The following is a 21,604-nucleotide window of genomic DNA, read 5'->3' as shown; positions in this document are numbered from 1 at the left end:
GGAGACAACCCCGTGACCGATACCCAAGCCACCACCACGCCCCTGCAGAACGCCCGTATCGCCGTGCTCGGCTACGGTAGCCAGGGCCGCGCGCATGCGCTCAACCTGAAGGACTCGGGCCTCGACGTGGTCGTCGGGCTGCGCCCCGGCGGCCCTTCGTGGCGGCGCGCCTACCTCGACGGCTTCGCCGTGGCCGAACCGGCCGATGCCGTTCGCGGTGCGGACCTCGTCGCCGTGCTGACGCCCGACATGACCCAGCCCGGCATCTACAAGGACGCTATCGAGGCGAACATGAAGCCCGGTGCCACGCTGCTGTTCGCGCATGGCTTCAACATCCACTTCGGCCAGATCGAGCCGCGCACCGACATCGATGTCGTGCTCGTCGCGCCGAAGGGACCGGGCGCGCTGGTCCGTCGCGAATACGAGATCGGCCGCGGCGTCCCCTGCCTGTATGCCGTGCACCAGGACGTCACCGGAAAGGCCACCGAACGCGCCACGGCGTACGCGGCCGGCATCGGTGGCGCACGCGCGATGCTCATCGAGACCGACTTCAAGGAAGAAACCGAAACCGACCTCTTCGGCGAACAGGCCGTGCTCTGCGGCGGCGCCTCGGAGCTGGTCATCAAGGGTTTCGAAACCCTCGTCGAGGCCGGCTACCGTCCGGAAATCGCCTATTACGAAGTGATGCACGAGCTGAAGCTGATCGTGGACCTGTTCTACGAAGGCGGCATCGCACGCATGCTCGAGTTCATCTCGGAAACCGCCCAGTACGGCGACTACACCCGCGGTCCCCGCGTGGTCGACGAAGGCACGAAGGAACGGATGAAGGCCGTGCTCAAGGACATCCAGGACGGCACGTTCGCCCGGGAATGGACGGCCGAATACAAGGCCGGGCTGCCGAACTACAAGGCGTTCAAGCAGCGCGACCTCGAGCATCCGATCGAGAAGGTTGGCGCACAGTTGCGTGCCCGCATGCCGTGGCTCGCGGCGAGCCAGCCGACACCGGCGGCGGAGCCGGTCAAGGCCGAGTAAGCCGAGCCAACCTTCGGTCAGGAGCGCGCTAGCGGGCTCCTGACCGAAGTTCACACGCGCAGCCCCGAAGGACTCACCCACAGGCCCCTCGGCCTTGCACGCAGCTAAAGGAAAACGACAGACCGTGAACGCTCAACTGGACACCGTCGGCGACATTCGCCCTCCCTCGACCCATCCCCTGGCCGGCCAGACCCTGACCGGCGCGGACATCGTCGCGCAGGTACTTGCCGACGAAGGCCTCGATGTCCTCTTTGGCTATTCCGGTGGCGCCATCCTCCCCGTCTACGACGCCGTGTTCCGCTACAACGCCGCGCATCGGCGCGAGGACGGCAGCGAGACGATGCCGCTCATCGTTCCCGCCAACGAGCAAGGTGCCTGTTTCATGGCCGCGGGTTACGCGCGCGCGTCGGGCCGCGTCGGCGTGGCGCTGGTGACCTCCGGACCGGGCGCGACCAACGCCGTGACGCCCGTGCGCGATTGCATGGCCGACTCCATTCCCCTGGTCGTGGTGTGTGGCCAGGTGCCCACGGCGGCCATCGGCACCGACGCGTTCCAGGAAGCCCCTGTCAGCACGATCATGGGGTCCTGCGCCAAGCACGTTTTCCTCGTGACCGATGCGTCCACGCTGGAAGCCACCCTGCGTACGGCTTTCCAGATCGCACGCAGCGGCCGTCCCGGCCCCGTTGTCATCGACATCCCAAAGGACGTGCAGAATGCGCCACTCGTCTTCCACGGGAGCCGCGAACTTCCCGTGCGCGGCTATCGCTCCCGCCTGCACGCAGTAGAGTCGGCAACGATTCGCGACGATGCGTGCGCACGCTTCTTCCACCTGCTCGGGCAGGCGCGACGTCCGCTGATCTATGCCGGGGGCGGTGTGATTTCCGCGGGTGCGACCGACGCGCTGCGTGACTTCGCACACGAACACGGCATTCCGGTGGTCACCACGCTGATGGGTATCGGCGGCTTCGACACCACCGACCCGCTCGCGCTGGACATGCTCGGCATGCACGGCGCGGCGTATGCCAACTACGCGATGGACGATTGCGACTTCGTCCTCGCGCTCGGCGCCCGGTTCGACGATCGCGTGGTGGGCATCCCCTCGAAATTTGCGCCAGCCGCGCGCGCCATCGCCCAGATCGACATCGATCCCGCGGAGATAGGCAAGGTGAAGCCCGTGGACTGGCACCACGTGGGCACACTGGACCAGTCGTTGGAACGACTGACCGCATACGGCAGGGACAAGGGAATCCGCAGTGACTTCGCGCCGTGGCATGCCCACGTGGCCGCGCTCAAGAGCCACCATGCCATGGATTTCTGCCGGGATGGCACGAGCATCCAACCCTGTGCCGTCATCGAGGCCATCAACCGCATCACCGATGGTCGCGCCATCATCACAACCGGCGTCGGCCAGCACCAGATGTGGGCGGCCCAGTATTTCGACTTCCGCGAACCGCGGCATTGGCTCACGTCCGGCGCCATGGGCACGATGGGCTTCGGCCTCCCGGCGGCGATCGGCGCGCAGTTCGCTCGCCGCGACCGCATCGTGATCGACGTGGACGGCGATGCCAGCATACGCATGAACATCGGCGAGCTGGAAACGGTCACGACATACAACCTGCCGGTGAAAGTGGTCGTTCTGAACAACAGCGGCGACGGAATGGTGCGCCAGTGGCAGAAGCTGTTTTTCAAGGGCCGCTTCTCCGCCTCGGACAAGAGCCTGCACAAGAAGGACTTCGTTCGCGCAGCGCAGGCCGATGGGTTCGAGTGGGCACGCCGGCTGGACGACCCGGCCCAGATCGACGCCACCATCGCCGACTTCCTCGCTTTCGACGGCCCCGCGTTCCTCGAGGTCGTGATCGATCCGGATGCCGGCGTCTATCCGATGGTCGGGCCGGGCGCGACCTATGCGGAAATGATCACGGGCGACTGGATTCCGAGCCGGCACGCTCCGCTGGCGCGAAGCGCCGAACCCACGGGCATGTTCTGACCATGCGCCGCCTCGTTTCCATGCTGCTGCAGAACGAAGCGGGCGCGCTGGCTCGGGTTGCCGGGCTGTTCGCGTCTCGCGGCTACAACATCGAGTCGCTCGTCGTGGCGGCCACGCAGGACGCCGACGTGTCGCGGCTCACCCTGGTGGTCGACGTCGACGACGCTGCCATCGAGCAGATCGTGAAGCAGTCCGCGAAGCTCGTCGACGTCATCGAGATCGCGGACCTGACCGGACTTGCCCATGCAGGCCGCGACCTCTTGCCTGAGTTCCTTGACGCCCTCAGGTTCGCCGGCGAGGTCGCCGATGATGGCCAACGGGTTTACCAGACCTTGTAGACCTGCCCCGTCTGCCGGCCCTCGACCGAGCGCGAGAAGGCGAGGGCCGCGCGTTTCACGGGCACGGGCTCGAAGCCACGGAAGAACGGCCCGTAGCTGCCCATCGATTCCTCGAACACGTTAGGGCTCACCGCATTGATGCGGATGCCGCGTGGCAGTTCGATGGCCGCCGCGCGGACGAAAGCCTCGACGGCACCATTGACCATGCTCGCGCACGCGCCCGCAACGATCGGTTGCTCGGTGAGGATGCCGGTGATGAGGGTGATCGAGCCGCCGTCGCGCAGGCACGGTGCGCCCGCCTGGACCAGGCGCACCTGGCCCATCAACTTGTCCTGCAGGCCGTCGAGGTAGTCCGCGTCGTCGAGGTCGGCCAAGGGCTTGAAAGGCACCTTCCCCGCCGTGCAGACGATGGCGTCGAGGTCGTCCACGTCGCGAAACATGGCGGCGATGCTGGCCGCGTCGCGCAGGTCCACGCGCACGTCGCCTCGCGAGCGTCCCGCCCGGACGATGTCGTGGCGCGCGCCGAGTTCATCCGACACGGCTTGGCCCAGCGTGCCGCCGGCACCGACTATCAGGATCTTCATGATCGCTTTCCTTTTTTGTGTGCAGCCGCGAAGGGTACGCCTCGTGCGATGAACACGGTCGGGCCGGTGGTCGACCGGCACCCAAGCCTCACCGTGGCTTTACGGACCGTACCCGGCGGTTTCACCCGAACCTGCCTAGGTTGGAATCCTCCCCGTCGCATCACGGAGCCTCCATGCCTTACACACCGACCAATCCGCAGCCCCCGATCGCCGAGCCCGGGAAGAACCGGCCGGAAGACGAGATCCGCCAGCCCGGGCATTACAAGCCGGAGCGCGACGCCGATCCGGAACCGCCGGTGGATGACGATCCGATCGAGCCGCTGGAACCCTGACCGGACCGGGGGTCGGCTAAACTTCACGGATGAGCCCGACCCCTCGCAAGCCCACGCCGCGACGCAAGAACCCGCCGTCCTCGCGTAAGCCGGCCGCGCCCGTCGCACGACCCGCCGATGCCTCCACCACCGCGGAGCGGGTGCTCGCCGTCCTGCTCAAGGGCGTTCCGGCAGCGAAGCGCGAAAAAATCCACGCCTACCTCGTGCTCACCCGCATGGACCGGCCAATCGGTGCACTGCTCCTGATGTGGCCGACCTGGTGGGCGTTGTGGCTCGCGGCGAAGGACTTCCCGCCCATCGGGCCGCTGGCGATCTTCACCCTCGGTGTTTTCGCCATGCGTTCCGCCGGCTGCGCGATCAATGACTATGCGGACCGGAAGCTCGACCCGCGGGTGGCGCGCACTGCCGGGCGTCCGATCGCCAGCGGCAGGGTCACGCCGCGCGAGGCGCTCTATGTCTTCGCCGGGCTGCTGGCGTTCTCCTTCGTGCTCGTCCTCTTCACCAACCGGCTCACCATCCTGCTGTCCGTCGCGGGCGCGGCATTGGCGGCCGTCTATCCTTTCAGCAAGCGCTATACGAGCCTGCCCCAGGTAGTGCTGGGGGCGGCGTTCGGTTGGTCGATCCCCATGGCCTTCGCCGCCGTGACCAACACCGTGCCGCCGCTCGCGTGGTTGCTGTTCATCGGCAACATCCTGTGGTCGGTGATCTACGACACCGAATACGCGATGGTCGATCGCGAGGAAGACATCAAGGCGGGCGCGAAATCCACGGCCATCCTGTTCGCCGACGCCGACCTCGTCATCATCGGCGTGCTGATGGGCACCTTCCTGCTCACCATGCTGCTGGTCGGCACGCGCGCCGGGCTCGCCTGGCCGTACTGGATCGGGCTGGCGACAACGACGGGCCTGTTCGCCTGGCAGCAGTGGATCATGCGCGACCGCGAACGCGCGGCGTGCCTCACGGCGTTCCGTCACAACAACTGGGTCGGCCTGGCGCTGTGGCTCGGCATCGTGGTGGCCCTCGCTTTGTGATCGTGATCACGGGGTGAGCTGCCAATGACCGTTTGCCTCGATTGAAATAGGGCGGTCATGAAACGTCAGCGTTCCCGTCATCGCTGACGCATAAGTTCCTCGGGGTCGCGGGCCCACGGAGTGGCCACGGGCGGGCGCATGTCGCACCGCCGTGGGGAGGGTTCGCGCAGCCCTTTCCCCGGAAGACACCCAACATGCGTCATACCCTGCTCAGCCGCGCCGTGCGCGCGGTTCTCGTCGGTGCGTTCCTTGTTTCCGCCGCGGCCCACGCCCAGGACAGTCATCCCGAAAAGAAGACGACCGATCTCGACAACGTCGTCGTCACCGCGCGCTCCGGCGTCGAGACGCGGACCAAGGCCGAAACCAGCTACTCGATCACCACCATCGACGAAGATCGCCTGCGCATGCAGGCGCCGACCAGCGTCACCGAAGCGGTGAAGTCGGTGCCGGGCTTCTGGGTGGAGTCGTCCGGTGGCGAAGCCTCCGGCAATATCCGCGCGCGCGGTATCCCTGTCGACGGCTATGGCTCCGTGACGTTGCTGGAAGACGGCATCCCCGTGCAGCATGACCCGGCCCTCGGCTACCTCAACGCCGACCAGGCGTTCCGCCTCGACGAGACGATCGAGCGCGTGGAGGTCGTCCGCGGTGGCCCCTCGTCCGTCTTCTATTCGAACGCCCCTGCCGGCGCGATCAACTTCATTCCGCGCAAGGTGGGCGACACGCCGGAAGGACTGGTGAAGTACACCGTCGGCAACTATTCGCTGAACCGCCTCGACTTCTGGTATGGCACGCCAGTCGGCGGCGGCTGGAAACTCGGCGTCGGCGGCTTCTGGCGCGTGGACGACGGCGTCCGGCGCCCGCAGTTCCATGCCGACGACGGCGGCCAGTTGCGGGCGACGTTGTCGAAGGAGCTGGAGCACGGCGATATCAGTTTCGACGTGAAGCACATGGACGACAAGGTCGCGCTGTACCTCGGCATCCCGATGCGCACGAACGCCAATGGCGACATCCGTCCCGTGCCCGGCTTCAACGGCAACTACGGTACGCTCGCCGGTCCGGAGACGGAGCACCTGCGCATGCGTGAGGGCAACGGCGGCCTCTACGACTTCGACAACACCGAAGGCACGCACGTGAAGCGCACGCAGGTGTCGTTCAAATTCGACCACGATCTCGGCGACGACTGGAAGCTGGCCGAATCGATGCGCTACAGCACCACCGACACGCAGCGAAACGGCGTGTTTCCCAACGCCTTGCAGAGCGCCAGCTCGTTCATTGCCCAGGACAGCAAGCGATTGTCCGCCATACCGGGGGCAACGGCCCTGCAGTTCCGCTACGTGGACAACCCGTCGCAGGTGTTCAACGTGGCCAACCAGAACGGCAACGGTCTCGTGGTGACCGGCGGCTTGCGCGGTGTGACGCTGCCGGTGGATGAGTTCATCAACGACACGCGCGTGTTGCGCAAGTTCGAGTTCGGCGAGCAGAGCCACGACGTGACGTTCGGGTACTACCATGCGAACTTCGAACAGGACTTCGACCGGTACTCGTCGACGGTGCTGACCGACGCGACCAACAACGCGCGCCTGCTCGACCTGGTGGGCGTGGACGCGAACGGCAACGTGGTCGGGTCACTCACCGACCACGGCTTCTATCGCTACGGCTACGAGTGGGAACACGCCAGCGGCAAGTCGAACACGAACGCCTTCTACGCCTCCGACGAGTGGCAGGTGACGCCTGAACTGCGGATCGACGGAGGCCTTCGCTACGAGAAGGTCAACGTCAAGGGTTTCACCGAAGGCAAGCAGACCGTCGACATCGGCGGCTCGCCGGCGGCGACCACCGTCATTACCGGCAACGGCATACTCACGCACTACGACCAGTCGTTCGACAAGACCGGCTGGACGCTCGGCGCCAACTGGCAGTTCTCCCCACGCCAGGGCCTGTTCGGCCGTTGGACCTCGGCCTTCCGCCTGCCCAACCTCAGCACGTACATCACCAGCCCGACCGCTACACCGCTGCTGCAAACGATGGACCTGGCCGAGGCGGGCTGGAAGTACAGCGACCGTTTCGTGGATCTGTACGCCACTGCGTTCTATACGAAGTACGACAACGTGAGCTTCACGAACAACGTCTTCGATCGCAACGGAAACACCTCCACGCCTCAGACCGGCTACGCCAGCACGAAGACCTATGGCCTGGAACTGGAGGGCACGCTGTATCCGACGAAATGGTTCGACGTCCAGTTCAACGCCACGTTGCAGGACCCCAAGTACAAGGGCCTGAGCTATACCGACGTGGTCGCGAACGCGCCCGTGCTGCGTGACTACGACGATAACCAGCTCATCCGCGTACCGAAGGTCAGCTACCGCATCGTGCCGGGCGTGAACCTGCTCGACGGCCGTCTTCGCCTGCAGGTGTCGTACGAACACGAAGGCAAGCGCTACGTCGACACCGCCAACTCGGTCGTGCTGCCGTCGTACCACGTCGTCGGTGCCAGCGCCCGTTACGATGCCACGCAACAGCTGTCGTTGTTCCTGTACGCCGACAACATCACCAATTCGCTCGGTCTCACCGAAGGCAACCCGCGCGCGGGTGAGCTGGCGAGTTCCGACGCGGGAGCCAACACGTTCATCGCACGCCCGCTGCTCGGCCGCTCGTTCCGCCTCGCCGCGATGTACCGGTTCTGATGCGCGCCCTGATCGGTATCGCACTCGCCTGCTTCGCCGCCCTCGGCACCGCGGCGGAGCGCACGCCTGACCTTGTCCTGCGGGGCCAGCTGTCCGGCGCGGACCAGCACACGTATCGCGAGGTGCCGTTCGACGTGCCCGCGGGGACCGCACGGATCACCGTCGATGTGGATTACACCGGACGCGACGAGAAGACGACCGTCGACCTGGGCCTGCTAGGCCCGGGTGGTTTCGAGGCACAGGACGGTTTCCGCGGGTGGAGTGGCGGCAGCAAGCACCGCTTCACCGTCTCGGCCACGGATGCCACGGCATCCTTCCTGCCCGGCGCCATCGCGCCGGGCAGGTGGCGGCTGCTGCTCGGCATCCCGAACATCCGCGCAACGTCGAAGGCGACATATACCGCGAAGGTGTGGCTGTCACGCGACGACGAGGGGTTCGGGCCAGAGCACGGCCTGACGGAACCCCTCGCCAGCGAAGACCGCTGGTATCGCGGCGACCTGCACATGCATACCGCGCACAGCGACGGCGGTTGCCTCAATCGTTCGGGGACGAAGAAAGTGCCCTGCCCGCTGTTCCTCACGGTCACATCGGCGGCGAAGCGTGGCCTGGATTTCATTGCGGTGTCCGACCACAACACGATGTCGCAAGTGTCCGAGCTGCGGGAGTTGCAGCCGTACTTCGACCGGATGCTGCTTATTCCCGCGCGCGAGATCACGACGTTCGACGGCCACGCCAACCTGTTTGGCGTCTCGCGAACCGTGGACTTCCGTGTGGGAACCAAGGACGTGCCGGACTGGAACGCGCTGCTCGCCGACGTCGCACGCGCGCATGGCGTCATCTCGATCAACCACCCGAACCGCCCGAACGACGAAACCTGCATGGGTTGCGGGTTCACTCCGCGGACGCCGGTGGACATGCGTGGCTTCCAGGCGATCGAGGCCGTCAACGGCGGGGATGCGACGCGCGCCGACACTGGCATCCCGTTCTGGGAAAAGCAGTTGGACGCCGGTCTGCGCATCACCGCGATCGGTGGCAGCGACAGCCACATCGGCGCCGACGACCCACGCGACGCCTTCGCCGGGACGATCGGTACACCGACCACCGTGGTCCATGCCCGCGATCTGTCCATGGAAGGGATACTCGACGGCATACGCGCCGGCCACGTTTTCGTGGACCTGGAGGGCACGCGTGACCGCTCGCTCGATGTGACGGCCAGCGTGGATGGAGCAAAGGCGCACATGGGGGACGCCGTTCCGGCGCCGGGTGGCGCGACCGTGCACGTGCTCGTGCACACGACGGCCGCACAGAGCCATGTCGTCGCCGTTAGCCTCGATGGCAGTTTGTTGGCATCCGCTAGCCAGCCGATCCCCGCGAGCGGCGACGTATCGTTCGATTGGACCAGCGACGGGAAGCCGCACTGGCTACGCGTGGACGTGCGCTCGCCCGAAGGGAAGCTGCTGATCCTGGGCAACCCGATCTACGTCAACCACTGACAGAGCGAAGGCTTAGTGATTCCCCGGCGCCGGCGTACGCGCCAGCGCCCATACATCGACACGCTCCACCCCTGCCGCCAACAATGCACGCGCGCATTCCGCGAGCGTCGCTCCAGTCGTCATCACATCGTCGACGATTGCCACATGCTTCTGCACCGGGACCCGTTGCACGGCGAAGGCTGCGCGTACGTTACTTGCGCGCGCGGCAGCGTCCAACTCAGTCTGCGCCCGGTTTTCCGCGCGCGCCCCAGCACGTCATGCGCCAAAGGCACGTCGAACCGCCGGGCCAGTGGGCGGGCGAGTTCCAGGGCCTGGTTGTAGCCACGCTTGCGCAGGCGCGATGGATGCAACGGCACCGGCACGATGAGCTCGGGCATGACCGGCGGGAGGCCGGTGGCTAGCCAACACGTGGCGAGCACGCGCCCGGCCGCAAGGTTGCCGGTGAACTTGAAGCGACTCTCCAGGACGTCGAGCGGCCACGCATAAACGAAAGGCACCCAGATGTCGTGCCATGGTCGCGGCGTGAGCTCGCACTGACCGCACACGGGCGTCGGCACGAGCAGCGGGACAGCGCAACGTCCGCAGCAAGCCACGTTGCGCATGAAGGACCCCAGGCATCCGTCGCACAGTTCCTGTGTGCCGCTGCCGGACCCCGCGCAGACGAGACAGCGGGCGGGCAGGATGAAACGACCCGCCGCGGCGATCCATGCTTTGAATGAGGACGCATCCATGCGTTGGCGAAGGCCTCAGTCGCGGCGGTAGAGCGCCGCATCCACGATCGACCACAAGTGGATGATCCACCCCAGCCAGATCACCCAGAGCACTGCGGCGAGCACGAACATGACCAGCGCCTTGAAGACGCGGCCCTGCACCAGCTGACCGAGGCCGGGGATGAAGAAACTGCAAATCGCGGCTAGCACGTTGCCGCTGCTGCCCTGTCCGGTGCTCATGCATGTACCTCCCGAGGTGTTGATTCCATCCTACGGCAGCCGACGGCGAGGCGATGTCAACTTGCGCTATGTCGTTAAGGTTGACAGTGGACGCGCGGGTTTCCACACTTCGCGCCTTCGCCCCTGGGATTCCACCATGACCGCAGCCCTCCGCCACGACTGGTCCCGCGAGGAGGTCGAGCGCCTTTTCGCCTTGCCTTTCAACGACCTGCTCTTCCAGGCGCAGACCGTCCACCGGCAATACCACGACCCCAACGCCGTGCAGGTCTCGACCCTGCTGTCGATCAAGACGGGCGGCTGTCCCGAGGATTGCGCCTACTGCCCGCAGGCCGCCCGCTACGCCACCGGCGTCAAAGCCGAGAAGCTGATGAGCGTGGACGCGGTGCTCGCCAGGGCCCAGGCTGCCAAAGACGCCGGTGCCAGCCGCTTCTGCATGGGCGCCGCATGGCGCTCCCCGAAGGACCGCGACGTCGCCAAGGTGGCCGAGATCGTGACGGCGGTGAAGTCGCTGGGCCTGCAGACCTGCGCGACACTGGGGATGCTCAGCCAACCGCAGGCCGACACGCTGAAAGCGGCTGGCCTGGACTTCTACAACCACAACCTCGACACCTCGCCGGATTTCTACGGCGAGATCATCCATACCCGCGAGTTCCAGGACCGCCTGGACACGCTCGAGCACGTGCGCGAAGCAGGCCTCAAGACATGTTGCGGTGGCATCGTCGGCATGGGCGAGTCGCGGGCGCAGCGTGCCGGGCTGCTGGCCACGCTGGCGAACCTCCCCGAGCATCCGGAGTCGGTGCCGATCAACCGCCTCGTGCAGGTCGCCGGCACGCCGCTGGCCGGTACGGAGGCGCTGGATCCGTTCGAGTTCGTGCGCAGTATCGCCGTCGCGCGCATCCTCATGCCGGCCTCGGTCGTGCGGCTGTCGGCGGGACGCGAAACGATGGACGACGCCTTGCAGGCGCTTTGTTTCGCCGCCGGCGCCAATTCGATCTTCTACGGCGAAAAGCTTCTTACGACGGGCAATCCCGACGTGGAGCACGATCGTCGCCTGTTCGACCGCCTCGGCCTGAAGCCGATGGAGGTCGAGATCGAGCCGGGCACCGTTCACGCCGATATCGTGGAGCCCGCCGAGGCGTGAACCGGCCCGACCTCCTCGCCCGCCTGGAAAGCGCACGCGCTGCGCGGGAACAGGCGGGACTGCTGCGCCGTGCGCGCACCTGCGACGCGCTCGGCGTGCGCCGTTTCGTGCGCGGCCGGGCGTTGACGGACTTCTGCGGCAATGACTACCTCGGGCTCGCCGGGCATCGCGACCTGGTGGCGGCACTGTCGCGTACCGCCGTGGCGGAGGGCGTCGGCGCGGGCGCGGCGCACCTGGTGTCCGGCCATCGCGGCGAGCACGCGGCACTGGAAGAGGAGCTCGCCGACTGGACCGGACGCGAGCGCGCGCTGCTGTTTTCCACCGGTGTCATGGCGAATCTCGGGACCCTGCAAGCCTTGCTCGGTGCCGGCACCCTGCCTGTCTGGGGGCGTGGTACGTCCCTCTGCGTGCAGGACCGGCTCAACCACGCCAGCCTGATCGACGGGGCGCAATTGGCGGGTGCCGAGTTGCGGCGTTACCCGCATGGCGACGCGGAGGGCGCGGCCCGCCAACTCGATGCGCGCCCGGGCCTGCCCGCACTGCTCGCCACCGACGGGGTCTTCAGCATGGATGGCGACGTGGCGCCCCTGCGGGCGCTGGCCGACGTTTGCCGTCCCCGGGGCGCGTTGCTCTACGTCGACGATGCGCATGGGCTCGGCGTCGTCGGGCCGCAAGGTGCCGGTTCGGTCAGCGCGGCTGGCCTCGGCACGTCCGACGTGCCCGTCCTGATGGGCACGCTCGGCAAGGCGGTGGGCTGCGCGGGCGCCTTCATCGCCGGCGATGCCGCCGTGATCGAAGGGATCACCCAGTTCGCCCGTACCTACGTCTATACGACCGCGATGCCGGCCGCTCTCGCGGCCGCGACCCGTGCCGCCGTCCGCCTGGCCCGCGTCGACAGGGACGGCCGCCGGGCGCGCCTGGCCGCCAACATCGCCCGGTTCCGCGCCGGCGCGGCGCAACTCGGCCTGCCGCTCATGGCGTCCGCGACCCCGATCCAACCGCTGCTCATGGGCACGCCCAGCGCGGCGACGGCCGCCGCGGCGGCGCTGGAGGCCGCGGGATTCCTCGTCGCCGCCATTCGTCCGCCCACCGTGCCGCGCGATGGCGCCCGCCTCCGCATCACCTTGTCGGCGCTGCATACGCCGGACCGGATCGACGGCCTGCTGGACGCCCTGGCACGGTTGCCCCGCCCGGTGGAAAGCGCGGTCGTATAATGACCGGTCGCAGTTCCCGGGGCCGCCCATGACGATCCTCAACATCTCCGCCTACAAGTTCGTCGCCCTCGACGACCTGGACGGTCTGCGGGCGCGGATCGTCGAGCGGTGCGAAGCCCTCGCATTGAAAGGAACGATCCTGCTCGCGCCGGAAGGCATCAACCTTTTCCTGGCCGCGAGGCGCGACGCGATCGAGGCCTTTCTCCACTGGCTGCGGGACGACCCGCGCTTCGCGGATATCGTTCCGAAGGAAAGCGTGTCCGACGAGCCGCCGTTCGCCCGCATGCGCGTGCGCCTGAAGAAGGAGATCATCACCATGCGCGCGCCGGCCATTCGCCCCTTCGAGGGACGGGCGCCGCATGTGTTGCCAGGCGACCTGCGCCGCTGGCTCGACCAGGGACACGACGACGACGGGCGGCCGGTGGTATTGCTCGACACGCGCAACGACTACGAAGTGGCGGCCGGTACGTTCGAGAACACGGTTGCTTACGGCTTATCGAGCTTCACCGGTTTTCCCGCCGCCGTCGCCGCCGATCGCGAGCGTTTCGAGGGCAAGACGGTGGTGTCGTTCTGCACGGGTGGCATCCGCTGCGAAAAGGCGGCCATCCACATGCGCGACATCGGCATCGAGAACGTGTTCCAGCTCGAAGGCGGCATCCTCAAGTATTTCGAGGACGTGGGCGGCGCTCACTGGCGCGGCGACTGCTTCGTCTTCGACGGGCGCGGCGCGCTCGACCCGTCGCTGTCACCGAGCGACGCGGCGTGAGCGACCTGCATATCGAGACCCACGGCAGCGGCGCGATCCCGCTGGTGATGATCCATGGCTGGGCCATGCACGGCGGCATCCTCGCCCCGCTGGTCGAGGCACTGGCCGACCGCTGCACGATGCACGTGGTCGACCTGCCGGGCCACGGATACTCGTGCCATTCCGACGTTCCGCTCGAGCCCCTCGCGTGCGCGCAAGCCATCGCCGCGGCGACGCCGCCTGCCGCGGCGTGGCTCGGCTGGTCGCTCGGCGGACTCGTCGCCCTGACGGCCGCGCTCGAGGTGCCCGACGCCGTACGTGTCGTCGTCCCGATGTGCTCGACGCCCCGCTTCGTGCGGAGCGACGACTGGCCGCATGGCAATGACGCCGCGATGGTCCGCCAGCTCGCGTCCGACCTCGAGACCGACTACAAGGCCACCGTGGAACGCTTCATCGCCCTCGAAGCCATGGGCAGCGCCGATCCGCGCGCGGAGGCGCGACGGTTGAAGGAAGAGGCTTTCTCGCGCGGCGAACCCGATCCGCGCGTGCTCATGGAAGGCATCCGCCTGCTCGAGGCGACGGACCTGCGACCGCGCCTGGCCGACATCCGGCAACCCAGCCTCTGGATAGCCGGCCGGCGCGACCGCATCGTGCACCCCGAGGCCATGCGCTGGTCCGCCGACGCGGCCGGCGGGCGGTTCGAGGAGATCGCCCATGCGGGACACGCCCCCTTCATCGGACACGCCGCCGTCGTGGCGGACGTCCTGACCCGGTTCATCGACACACTCCCATGAGCGACTTCCATTTCGACCGACGCCAGGTCCGACGCAACTTCAGCCGCGCCGCCGGCACTTACGAAAAGCACGATGCGCTCCAGCGCGAGGTGCAAGGCACCCTGATCGATCGCCTCGACATCTACGAACAGGTGCCGCAGGTGGTGCTCGACGTCGGGGCGGGGACAGGGCGCGGCAGCGCCGCACTGAAGAAGCGCTACCCGAAGGCGCAGGTCATCGCCATCGACCTCGCGCTCCCGATGCTCAGGCAGGCGAAGCAGCATGCGGGTTGGCTCAAGCCATTCGGACGCGTCGTGGCCGATGCCTACACGCTGCCCGTGCCTGACCACAGCGTCGACGTGCTGTTCTCAAACCTTTGCTTCCAGTGGTGCGAAGACCTGCCCCGTCTGTTTGCGGAATGCGCGCGGGTGCTGAAACCCGGGGGTCTGCTCACGTTCTCCACCTTCGGCCCCGACACGCTCACCGAGCTGCGCGCCGCCTGGGCGGAAGCGGACCAGCACGCCCACGTGGCGCGCTTCCTCGACATGCACGACGTCGGCGATGCGATGCTCGCACAGGGATTGAAGAACCCCGTTCTGTTCGCCGAGCGCTACACGCTCACCTACCCGACGCCACGCGCGCTGCTCGACGAGCTCAAGGGCCTGGGCGCGAACAACGCGGACGCGGAACGCCCGCGTGGCCTCACCGGTAAGCAGCACTACCGGCGCATGGTGGACGCCTACGAGGCCATGCGGAGCGATGGCGTCATCCCGTCGACATGGGAGGTGGTGACCGCCCATGCCTGGGGTCCGCCCGCCGGACAGTCGCGCCGCGAAGGCAGCGGTGAAATCGCCAGTTTCCCTATCGAGAACCTGCGTGGATCGCGGCGCAAGACGCCGTTCTGATCTCTAGAGCTTCTCGGTCAGCGCGTGCGCGTCGCGAGGCGCCTTCACCTTCATGTCGTTGTCGAAGTAGACATAGACATCGCGCGACGCGCGCTTCGGTGGCGCCGACCGGGCGATGCGCGGATCCTTGGCGGGTTGGGCGCCACGGCACCAGGCGCGAATGCGCCGGGCCCAGTCGTCCAGCACCTGATCGCTGTACCCGCTGGCATACAGTTGCTTGTCGCCGTGAAGGCGCACGTACACGAAGGGCGCGGTGACGTCGAAATAGCGGGGGAACTTGCCCGCGGTATCCGCGACCACGAAGGCCACGCCGTATTTGCGCAATAGTGAGACGAAGGCGGGATCGACGAAGCTTTCGTGCCGGATCTCCACGGCGTGGCGCAGCCGATGGCTGCGCCCGACCTCCAGGTACGCCGCGCGCTTCAGGTGTGCGTCGTGCCCCTGCCCCATCGCCGCCGCGGCCAGCGTCGTGCGCGGAAGAAGGGCAAGGAAGGCTTCGAAGACCTCCGGGTCGAAGCGGAAATTGGGCGGGAACTGCCAAAGGATGGGACCGAGCTTCTCGCGCAACGCGAGCACGCCCGAGGCGAAGAAGTTCGCCATCGGTTTCTCGATGTCGCGGAGCCGCTTGTTGTGCGTGATGAAGCGCGGTCCCTTGACGGCGAAGACGAAGCCGCGCGGTGTGTCCTCATACCACGAGCGATAACTCTCGGGCCGCTGCAGGGAATAGAACGACCCGTTGAGCTCGATGGTGGGGAACTGCCGCGATGCGAAGGCCAACTCGTCGCGTTGGACGAGGTCCTTGGGATAGAAGACGCCACGCCACGGGGCATAGCGCCAGCCGGAGATGCCGATCCGTGCCTTAGCCATGCGCGCATGGCAGCGCGGCACGGGTGGAGCCACGGTGAATGCGACGTCAGGATCGACGAAAACACGCGAGGGCATGGTCGTCGACCATGCCCGCCGACTGCATCGTGGCGTAGCAGATGGCCGTGCCCGCGAAGCGGAACCCGCGCTCGCGCAAGGCCGCGCTCATGCGGTCGGATGCGTCGTCGAAGACGGGCAAGGGCTCGCCTTCGCGCCGCACGTTCACCTTGGGCACCCCGTCGACGAACGACCAGAGGAATGCGGCGAGCGATCCCTCGTCCTCGATCAGGCGCAAGGTGAGGCGCGCATTGGCACGGATCGCCTCGATCTTGAGACGGTTCCGTATGAGGGCGCGGTCCGCCAGCACGGTGGCGATCGCTCCATCGCCCATGGCGGCGACACGGGCGATGTCGAAGCCATGGAACGCGCGACGAAATGCCTCCCGCTTCGTCAACACGATGCGCCAGGCGAGACCTGCCTGGACTCCACGCAACGCAAGCACCTCGAAAAGCAATCGGTCGTCATGAATGGGAACGCCCCATTCGGTATCGTGATAGACGCGTTCCGCGTCGCTCTGCTCGGCCCATGCACAGCGCATAGCCACCTCGCGAACATCTGAAGGGAGGTGGAGGTTAGCGACGAGTCGTGTTTGGGGATGTCCGTTCGGGACGAAACCATACGTGCGCGTACATGGGATCATCTGATGAAACACGCTGTCATCCCCGTTGGGCGCGACCCACAGGATGCGGTATCCGCTACCAGGGCAACGCATCCAGGTCGACGTTGCCGCCGGTGAGCACCGCTCCGACTCGACGGCCTGCGAACACCTGCGGATAGCGCAACACGGCGGCCAGGACGGTGGCACTGGATACTTCGACGACGATGCGAAGTTCGCTCCAGAGCAGCTTCATCGCCTCGACCGCCTCCGCGTCGCTCACTCGCAGGGCGCTGACGCCGTGATCGCGCAACGCATGGAAGTTGGGCTCGCCGACCAGCGTGCGCAGGCCGTCGCAGATGGTGTCGGCGACGAACGGGCCGACACGTTCGTCGGCCTCCAGTGAGCGCGCCGCGTCGTCCGCCCCTTCCGGCTCCGCGCCGAACAGCGCCATCCCGGGATCGATGCCATGCGCCGCGATCGAACAGCCGGAGGCGAGGCCGCCGCCGCCGATCGGAAAAAGAAGCGTATCCAGGCCCGGCGCCTGGCGCAGGAGTTCGGGTACCAACGTGCCCTGGCCGGCCATGACCCGAGCATCGGCATACGGATGGACCAGGGTGGCACCCGTCCGGGCCTGGACCTCCGCCGCCGCCGCCTCGCGCGCGGCGGTCGTCGGAGCACAACGATGCACGGTCGCACCGGCGGCCACGATCGCGTCGACCTTCGCTTTCACCGCACCTTCGGGAACCACGACATGCGCTGGAATGCCGCGTGTACGCGCGGCCATCGCGAGCGCATTGCCGTGGTTGCCGGACGAATGCGTAACGACGCCGTTCGCCGCCTCCTCGTCCGTGAGCGACCACACCGCGTTGGTGGCGCCGCGGAACTTGAAGGCACCGCCACGCTGCAAGTTCTCGCATTTGAAGACGATGGATGCCCCGGCGAGTGCATCGATACGATCGCTCCGCAACACCGGGGTGACCAGCGCATGCGGCGCGATACGCGCGGCGGCATCGCGTATCTCGGCAAAGCTCGGCAATCCGCTCACTTGTCGAACTCCACGCCGCAGACGAAGCGGCGTTCTTCGCCTGGCGAGAGCGCGATGAGCGGCGCGCAGTCGTCGCGGTTGAACGCATCGGCCATGCACTCCATCGGCTCCAGGGCCACGGACTTGCGCGCATCGCGTTCGGCCGTATCGGCCGTGAAGACGAGCATCACGCCTTTTTCCTGCCACACGGCAATGCCGCGCCCGCTCTTCCGGTCACGCAGGTACGTCCGTGCGCGCCCGTCGGCATCGAGCTGGAGGTCGGCATACGTGTTGTTCAACGCGGTGTTGCCGATAACGCGCGGCTTGCGGAAATCGAGCGACGGGTCCGCCTTGTCCAGCGCCTGCCACGCGCGGGTCCCCGGCAGAGGGATGAAATCCTCGCCGGTGGCGATCACCGTGTCCGCGGGCACCTGCAGTTCCCAGCCTTCGATGGGATTGTCCGAGAGCCGGAAGTAAGGATGCCAGCCGAAGAATGTGGGTGCGGTGTGGTCCCCGACATTTCGCGTCTTGGCTTCCACGGACAAGCCCTTCTCGTCCAGCGTGAAGGTGATCGACACGTCGAGTGCGAACGGGTAACCCGGATACGCACCGGGCCGTATCGCGCTGGTGACCAGCGTGACGGAGGCGCGCCCATCGTCGGCGTGCTCCCTCTGGATGACGTACTCGACCGCGCGCAGGAAGCCGTGGCGGATGGCGCGGTCGGCACCGACCGCATCGGGTTGCAGGTCGTAGGATTTTGCTTCGAACGTGTAGCGCGCATCGTTCACGCGGTTGGCGAACGGCGTCATGATCGCGAAGCGCGAATCCTTGTGCCTGAGCAGGTCCTTCTCGTCGGGGAAGCCGTCCGCGAGGTCGTGCCTCGCTTCCGGCGGGCAGGTCATGATCGACAGCACGGTAGCGCCACGGCGGGCGATGCGGACCTCGCGATCCGCATCCGCGTCGACCAGAACCACCAGCTCCTGGGCGCCCAATGTTGAGCGCGTGACGGTGAAACGAGACATGGATGCCTTCCTTTTGACGGATTCGGACGCATGTTAGCCTGCCTGCCAGACCAAACGACGTTGTCCCGCCATGAGCGATCGTTCCGACGCCCCCACCGCCGTCATCCACCTTTCCGACTATCGGCCGCCGGCCTGGACGGTCAACCACGTGGACCTGGTGTTCGACCTGGGTATCGACCGGACCGAGGTCGCCGCCACGCTGCAGATGGTGCGCCAGGCCGATGAGCCGGTGCGCCTGGACGGCGAGGGGCTGGAACTGCTCGAGCTGTCGGTGGACGGCCGGCGCCTCGGCGAGGGCGAATACATCCTCACGGACGGCGTCCTCGAAATCGCCGTGGACGCCCCCCGGTGCACCATCACCACGCGCGTCGCCATCCGCCCCGCGGAAAACACCGCGCTCGAGGGACTCTATCTTTCCGGCAACCGCGAAAACGGGTTCCTGCTCACGCAGTGCGAAGCCGAAGGTTTCCGTCACATCACCTACTTTCCCGATCGTCCGGACGTGCTCTCCCGGTATTCGGTGACGCTCCGCGCCGACAAGCAGCGCTTCCCGGTCCTGCTGGCCGGCGGCAATCCCGATGGCTCGGGCGAGCTGGACGGTGGGCGGCATTGGGCCCGCTTCGTCGACCCGCACCCGAAGCCCAGCTACCTCTTCGCCGTGGTGGCGGGTCGCCTGGAGCGCATCAGTCATGACTACACCACAGCGGACGGCCGCGCCGTCGCCCTGCATATCTGGGCCGAAGCGGACGTCATCGACCGCTGCGGTTATGCGATGGATTCGCTGATTCGCTCCATGCAATGGGACGAGCGCGCCTACGGGCGAAACTACGACCTCGACGTGTTCCACGTCGTCGCGACGCATGACTTCAACATGGGCGCGATGGAGAACAAGGGCCTCAACATCTTCAATGCGAAGTACCTGCTGGCGGACCCGGACTCGAGCACCGACGACGAATACCGGCACGTGGAAGCCGTGGTGGCGCACGAGTATTTCCACAACTGGAGCGGCAACCGCGTCACCTGCCGGGACTGGTTCCAGCTCAGCCTCAAGGAAGGCCTCACCGTGTTCCGCGAGCAGAGCTTCTCGGCGGATATGAATTCGGCGCCGCTCAAGCGTATCGAGGACGTCGCGCTGCTGCGCCGCGCGCAGTTCCCCGAAGATGCGGGTCCCCTCTCGCATCCGGTGCGGCCGTCGCAGTACAGCGAGATCAACAACTTCTACACCGCCACCGTCTACGAGAAAGGGTCGGAGCTTGTGCGCATGCTGGCCGGGCACCTCGGCCAAGACGGCTTCCGCAAGGGCATGGACCTGTACTTCGAACGTCACGACGGGCAAGCCGCGACGATCGAGGATTTCCTCGCGGCGCTTGGCGATGCGAACGACGCCGACCTCTCCTCGTATCTCGCCTGGTACGGCCAGGCGGGCACGCCCCGGTTGACCGCGGAAGGCCGCTTCGACGAGGCACAGCACCGCTATCGGCTCACGCTTCGCCAGCGCACGCCCGCGACGGCGGGCCAGCCGACAAAGCAGGCGCTGCCGATCCCCGTGCGCCTGTCGCTGTTCGATGCCTCCGGCACGGCGGTGCCGCTCCGCGTTGAAGGCGAGGCCAGCGCCGGGGCGTCCGAGCGCACCGTGGTGCTGGAAGGCCCGGAGCAGAGCTTCGTGTTCGAAGACATCGCGGCCGCACCGGTGCCCTCCCTCCTGCGTGGCTTTTCCGCCCCGGTGATCCTGGAATGCGACTACCTTCCGGGCGAACTGGCGATCCTGCTCCGGCACGACCCGGACGGCTTCAATCGCTGGGAAGCCGGGCAGCAGCTTGCCGGCCTTGCCTACGACGACTGCCGGGACGGGAACGTGGACGGTTCGGCACTGCGCGCGTGGACGCGGGCCCTGGCCGACCTCTTCACCGGTGGCGCACTGGACGATGCGCTGCTGGCCGAACTGCTCACACCTCCTGGCGAAATCGAGCTGGTCGAGCGCCAGGCCGAACGCGACCCCGAGCGCATCCGCATTGCGCGGCAGGCGATGCTGCGGGCACTGGCGAGTCGTATCGGCGTGGACGCGCTGCGCACGCGGTACGAGCAGTTGCGTGGGGCCACCAGTGCCGCGCTGGACGCGCCGAGCCAGGCGCGGCGGCAGCTCAAGCGCCGCGTCCTCGACCTCCTGGCCCTGGTGGACGTCGCCGGGGCGACCGATCGGGCCCTGGCCCAGTACGAGCAGGCGCCGGGCATGACCGATCGTCTCGCCGCGCTCACGACGCTGGCGATCTACGCGCCGGCCGTCGCCGAGGCACCCATCGCGCACTTCCGCCAACGCTATGAGGGCAACGCGCTGGCCCTCGACAAATGGTTCGCCATGCAGGCCTTGCTCCCGGGCGCCGACGCCCTGGCGACCGTCCAGGCACTCGAGGACGACCCGGCCTTCATGTTGAAGAATCCCAATCGCGTGCAGTCCCTGCTCGGCAGCTTCGCCCGGGCGAACCCGACCGGCTTCCATCGCGCGGACGGTGCCGCCTATCGCTGGCTGGCGGACCGGCTGGTGGCGATCGACGCGCTGAACCCGCAGGTGGCCGCGCGGATCGCGACGGCGTTCAATGGCTGGAAGCGACTGGAACCGGTGCGCCGGGAAGCCGCGCACCTGGTAGTCGCGGAACTGGCGGCGCGGAAGGATTTGTCACGCGACCTCACGGACATCCTGGCGCGCGTCGCCCTCGGGTGACCCAGCTACGAAAAAACTGACGTACTGCGTCACCAATTGCCGAAACAGAGTAACTTTTTGACGTAAAAGTCACATTTGGTTCATTCGGAAAGTGTAGTGTTGGCCCCA

21 protein-coding genes are annotated in these 21,604 nt (G+C 67.0%); 13 read left to right on the top strand and 8 right to left on the bottom strand.

The features are described from left to right. Window positions 1–12: 12 nt before the first annotated feature. The 3 genes from ilvC to ilvN all read left to right on the top strand — a co-directional run bounded on the left by ilvC (window position 13) and on the right by ilvN (window position 3,357). Window positions 13–1,032 (top strand): ketol-acid reductoisomerase, encoded by a 1,020-nt coding sequence (ilvC, locus tag ACQKIE_RS17340; protein ID WP_427461439.1) that lies wholly within the window; start codon window positions 13–15, stop codon window positions 1,030–1,032. A 124-nt stretch (window positions 1,033–1,156) separates the two neighbouring features. Then, window positions 1,157–3,019 (top strand): biosynthetic-type acetolactate synthase large subunit, encoded by a 1,863-nt coding sequence (gene ilvB, locus ACQKIE_RS17335; protein WP_427461437.1) that lies wholly within the window; start codon window positions 1,157–1,159, stop codon window positions 3,017–3,019. A gap of 2 nt (window positions 3,020–3,021) precedes the next feature. Continuing rightward, window positions 3,022–3,357: an acetolactate synthase small subunit gene (gene ilvN / locus ACQKIE_RS17330; protein ID WP_427461435.1), complete on the top strand. Its 336-nt coding sequence runs from the start codon at window positions 3,022–3,024 to the stop codon at window positions 3,355–3,357. Here ilvN and ACQKIE_RS17325 read toward each other — a convergent pair. Beyond that, window positions 3,342–3,941, bottom strand: coding sequence for a short chain dehydrogenase (locus tag ACQKIE_RS17325; RefSeq protein WP_427461433.1), 600 nt, complete (start codon window positions 3,939–3,941; stop codon window positions 3,342–3,344). The two genes, ilvN and ACQKIE_RS17325, sit on opposite strands and share 16 nt — an antisense overlap. A 173-nt stretch (window positions 3,942–4,114) precedes the next feature. Here ACQKIE_RS17325 and ACQKIE_RS17320 point away from each other — a divergent pair, with 173 nt between their 5' ends. The 4 genes from ACQKIE_RS17320 (at window position 4,115) to ACQKIE_RS17305 (ending at window position 9,481) form a co-directional block, all read left to right on the top strand. Beyond that, window positions 4,115–4,273, top strand: a complete 159-nt coding sequence (locus tag ACQKIE_RS17320; protein WP_427461430.1) for a hypothetical protein — start codon at window positions 4,115–4,117, stop codon at window positions 4,271–4,273. A 29-nt stretch (window positions 4,274–4,302) separates the two neighbouring features. Then, window positions 4,303–5,304 (top strand): 4-hydroxybenzoate octaprenyltransferase, encoded by a 1,002-nt coding sequence (gene ubiA, locus ACQKIE_RS17315; protein ID WP_427461428.1) that lies wholly within the window; start codon window positions 4,303–4,305, stop codon window positions 5,302–5,304. 194 nt (window positions 5,305–5,498) lie between these two features. Further along, the gene (locus tag ACQKIE_RS17310; RefSeq protein ID WP_427461426.1) at window positions 5,499–7,988 is read left to right on the top strand and encodes a TonB-dependent receptor; all 2,490 of its coding nucleotides are present in this window, start codon (window positions 5,499–5,501) and stop codon (window positions 7,986–7,988) included. Beyond that, on the top strand, window positions 7,988–9,481 hold the full coding sequence (locus ACQKIE_RS17305) for a CehA/McbA family metallohydrolase (RefSeq protein WP_427461424.1): 1,494 nt from the start codon (window positions 7,988–7,990) through the stop codon (window positions 9,479–9,481). The genes ACQKIE_RS17310 and ACQKIE_RS17305 overlap by 1 nt, the downstream gene beginning before the upstream one ends. A 12-nt stretch (window positions 9,482–9,493) precedes the next feature. Here the strand turns inward: ACQKIE_RS17305 and ACQKIE_RS17300 are convergent, their stop codons facing one another. The 3 genes from ACQKIE_RS17300 to ACQKIE_RS17290 are packed head-to-tail and all read right to left on the bottom strand — an operon-like array spanning window position 9,494 to window position 10,431. Continuing rightward, window positions 9,494–9,604 (bottom strand): ComF family protein, encoded by a 111-nt coding sequence (locus ACQKIE_RS17300; RefSeq protein ID WP_427461544.1) that lies wholly within the window; start codon window positions 9,602–9,604, stop codon window positions 9,494–9,496. Beyond that, window positions 9,604–10,212 (bottom strand): ComF family protein, encoded by a 609-nt coding sequence (locus ACQKIE_RS17295; protein ID WP_427461422.1) that lies wholly within the window; start codon window positions 10,210–10,212, stop codon window positions 9,604–9,606. Before ACQKIE_RS17295 ends, ACQKIE_RS17300 begins: the two co-directional genes overlap by 1 nt. 15 nt (window positions 10,213–10,227) lie before the next feature. Next, window positions 10,228–10,431 (bottom strand): hypothetical protein, encoded by a 204-nt coding sequence (locus ACQKIE_RS17290; protein WP_427461420.1) that lies wholly within the window; start codon window positions 10,429–10,431, stop codon window positions 10,228–10,230. Between the two features lie 136 nt (window positions 10,432–10,567). On the opposite strand from ACQKIE_RS17290, the gene bioB reads away from it, so the two are divergent. Genes bioB through bioC form a run of 5 tightly spaced genes read left to right on the top strand, consistent with a single transcriptional unit; the run spans window position 10,568 to window position 15,209 of the window. Then, window positions 10,568–11,572 carry a biotin synthase BioB gene (gene bioB, locus ACQKIE_RS17285; RefSeq protein WP_427461418.1) on the top strand — a complete coding sequence of 335 codons (1,005 nt, stop codon included), beginning with the start codon at window positions 10,568–10,570 and terminating at the stop codon, window positions 11,570–11,572. Then, complete coding sequence (locus tag ACQKIE_RS17280; RefSeq protein ID WP_427461416.1) at window positions 11,569–12,786, top strand: aminotransferase class I/II-fold pyridoxal phosphate-dependent enzyme; 1,218 nt, start codon at window positions 11,569–11,571, stop codon at window positions 12,784–12,786. The genes bioB and ACQKIE_RS17280 overlap by 4 nt, the downstream gene beginning before the upstream one ends. Before the next feature lie 28 nt (window positions 12,787–12,814). Continuing rightward, window positions 12,815–13,552 carry a sulfurtransferase gene (locus tag ACQKIE_RS17275; RefSeq protein WP_427461414.1) on the top strand — a complete coding sequence of 246 codons (738 nt, stop codon included), beginning with the start codon at window positions 12,815–12,817 and terminating at the stop codon, window positions 13,550–13,552. Window positions 13,553–13,599: 47 nt separating this feature from the next. Beyond that, a complete protein-coding gene (gene bioH / locus ACQKIE_RS17270; protein WP_427461542.1) occupies window positions 13,600–14,325 on the top strand; it encodes a pimeloyl-ACP methyl ester esterase BioH in 726 nt (241 codons plus the stop codon). Then, complete coding sequence (gene bioC / locus ACQKIE_RS17265) at window positions 14,322–15,209, top strand: malonyl-ACP O-methyltransferase BioC (protein ID WP_427461412.1); 888 nt, start codon at window positions 14,322–14,324, stop codon at window positions 15,207–15,209. Before bioH ends, bioC begins: the two co-directional genes overlap by 4 nt. Window positions 15,210–15,212: 3 nt before the next feature. Here bioC and ACQKIE_RS17260 read toward each other — a convergent pair whose 3' ends face one another. From ACQKIE_RS17260 to ACQKIE_RS17245, 4 genes are all read right to left on the bottom strand, one after another. Next, on the bottom strand, window positions 15,213–16,076 hold the full coding sequence (locus ACQKIE_RS17260) for a DUF72 domain-containing protein (protein ID WP_427461540.1): 864 nt from the start codon (window positions 16,074–16,076) through the stop codon (window positions 15,213–15,215). A 46-nt stretch (window positions 16,077–16,122) separates the two neighbouring features. After that, window positions 16,123–16,671: a DNA-3-methyladenine glycosylase I gene (locus ACQKIE_RS17255; RefSeq protein ID WP_427461410.1), complete on the bottom strand. Its 549-nt coding sequence runs from the start codon at window positions 16,669–16,671 to the stop codon at window positions 16,123–16,125. Window positions 16,672–16,828: 157 nt separating this feature from the next. Beyond that, window positions 16,829–17,776, bottom strand: a complete 948-nt coding sequence (locus ACQKIE_RS17250; protein ID WP_427461408.1) for a threonine ammonia-lyase — start codon at window positions 17,774–17,776, stop codon at window positions 16,829–16,831. Then, window positions 17,773–18,777 carry an aldose 1-epimerase gene (locus ACQKIE_RS17245; RefSeq protein ID WP_427461406.1) on the bottom strand — a complete coding sequence of 335 codons (1,005 nt, stop codon included), beginning with the start codon at window positions 18,775–18,777 and terminating at the stop codon, window positions 17,773–17,775. Before ACQKIE_RS17245 ends, ACQKIE_RS17250 begins: the two co-directional genes overlap by 4 nt. A gap of 70 nt (window positions 18,778–18,847) precedes the next feature. On the opposite strand from ACQKIE_RS17245, the gene pepN reads away from it, so the two are divergent. Beyond that, window positions 18,848–21,496, top strand: a complete 2,649-nt coding sequence (gene pepN / locus ACQKIE_RS17240) for an aminopeptidase N (protein ID WP_427461404.1) — start codon at window positions 18,848–18,850, stop codon at window positions 21,494–21,496. Window positions 21,497–21,604: the final 108 nt, after the last annotated feature.

The sequence above is a fragment of the Luteibacter sp. NPDC031894 genome, assembly GCF_050273135.1.
GTDB lineage: Bacteria > Pseudomonadota > Gammaproteobacteria > Xanthomonadales > Rhodanobacteraceae > Luteibacter.
Note: the sequence above shows the minus strand (reverse complement) of the source record. Positions and strands in the feature narration are given on the sequence as shown.

What these genes read in the sequence shown, in the direction of transcription:
- ACQKIE_RS17310 (WP_427461426.1), top strand. Translation starts at nt 5,499, where the DNA reads ATGCGTCATACCCTGCTCAGCCGCGCCGTGCGCGCGGTTCTCGTCGGT.
- ACQKIE_RS17295 (WP_427461422.1), bottom strand. Translation starts at nt 10,212, where the DNA reads ATGGATGCGTCCTCATTCAAAGCATGGATCGCCGCGGCGGGTCGTTTC.
- pepN (WP_427461404.1), top strand. Translation starts at nt 18,848, where the DNA reads ATGAGCGATCGTTCCGACGCCCCCACCGCCGTCATCCACCTTTCCGAC.
- ilvN (WP_427461435.1), top strand. Translation starts at nt 3,022, where the DNA reads ATGCGCCGCCTCGTTTCCATGCTGCTGCAGAACGAAGCGGGCGCGCTG.
- bioC (WP_427461412.1), top strand. Translation starts at nt 14,322, where the DNA reads ATGAGCGACTTCCATTTCGACCGACGCCAGGTCCGACGCAACTTCAGC.
- ACQKIE_RS17260 (WP_427461540.1), bottom strand. Translation starts at nt 16,076, where the DNA reads ATGGCTAAGGCACGGATCGGCATCTCCGGCTGGCGCTATGCCCCGTGG.
- ACQKIE_RS17320 (WP_427461430.1), top strand. Translation starts at nt 4,115, where the DNA reads ATGCCTTACACACCGACCAATCCGCAGCCCCCGATCGCCGAGCCCGGG.
- ubiA (WP_427461428.1), top strand. Translation starts at nt 4,303, where the DNA reads ATGAGCCCGACCCCTCGCAAGCCCACGCCGCGACGCAAGAACCCGCCG.
- ACQKIE_RS17245 (WP_427461406.1), bottom strand. Translation starts at nt 18,777, where the DNA reads ATGTCTCGTTTCACCGTCACGCGCTCAACATTGGGCGCCCAGGAGCTG.
- ACQKIE_RS17290 (WP_427461420.1), bottom strand. Translation starts at nt 10,431, where the DNA reads ATGAGCACCGGACAGGGCAGCAGCGGCAACGTGCTAGCCGCGATTTGC.
- bioB (WP_427461418.1), top strand. Translation starts at nt 10,568, where the DNA reads ATGACCGCAGCCCTCCGCCACGACTGGTCCCGCGAGGAGGTCGAGCGC.
- ACQKIE_RS17275 (WP_427461414.1), top strand. Translation starts at nt 12,815, where the DNA reads ATGACGATCCTCAACATCTCCGCCTACAAGTTCGTCGCCCTCGACGAC.
- ACQKIE_RS17325 (WP_427461433.1), bottom strand. Translation starts at nt 3,941, where the DNA reads ATGAAGATCCTGATAGTCGGTGCCGGCGGCACGCTGGGCCAAGCCGTG.
- ACQKIE_RS17255 (WP_427461410.1), bottom strand. Translation starts at nt 16,671, where the DNA reads ATGCGCTGTGCATGGGCCGAGCAGAGCGACGCGGAACGCGTCTATCAC.
- ACQKIE_RS17305 (WP_427461424.1), top strand. Translation starts at nt 7,988, where the DNA reads ATGCGCGCCCTGATCGGTATCGCACTCGCCTGCTTCGCCGCCCTCGGC.
- bioH (WP_427461542.1), top strand. Translation starts at nt 13,600, where the DNA reads ATGATCCATGGCTGGGCCATGCACGGCGGCATCCTCGCCCCGCTGGTC.
- ACQKIE_RS17300 (WP_427461544.1), bottom strand. Translation starts at nt 9,604, where the DNA reads ATGACGACTGGAGCGACGCTCGCGGAATGCGCGCGTGCATTGTTGGCG.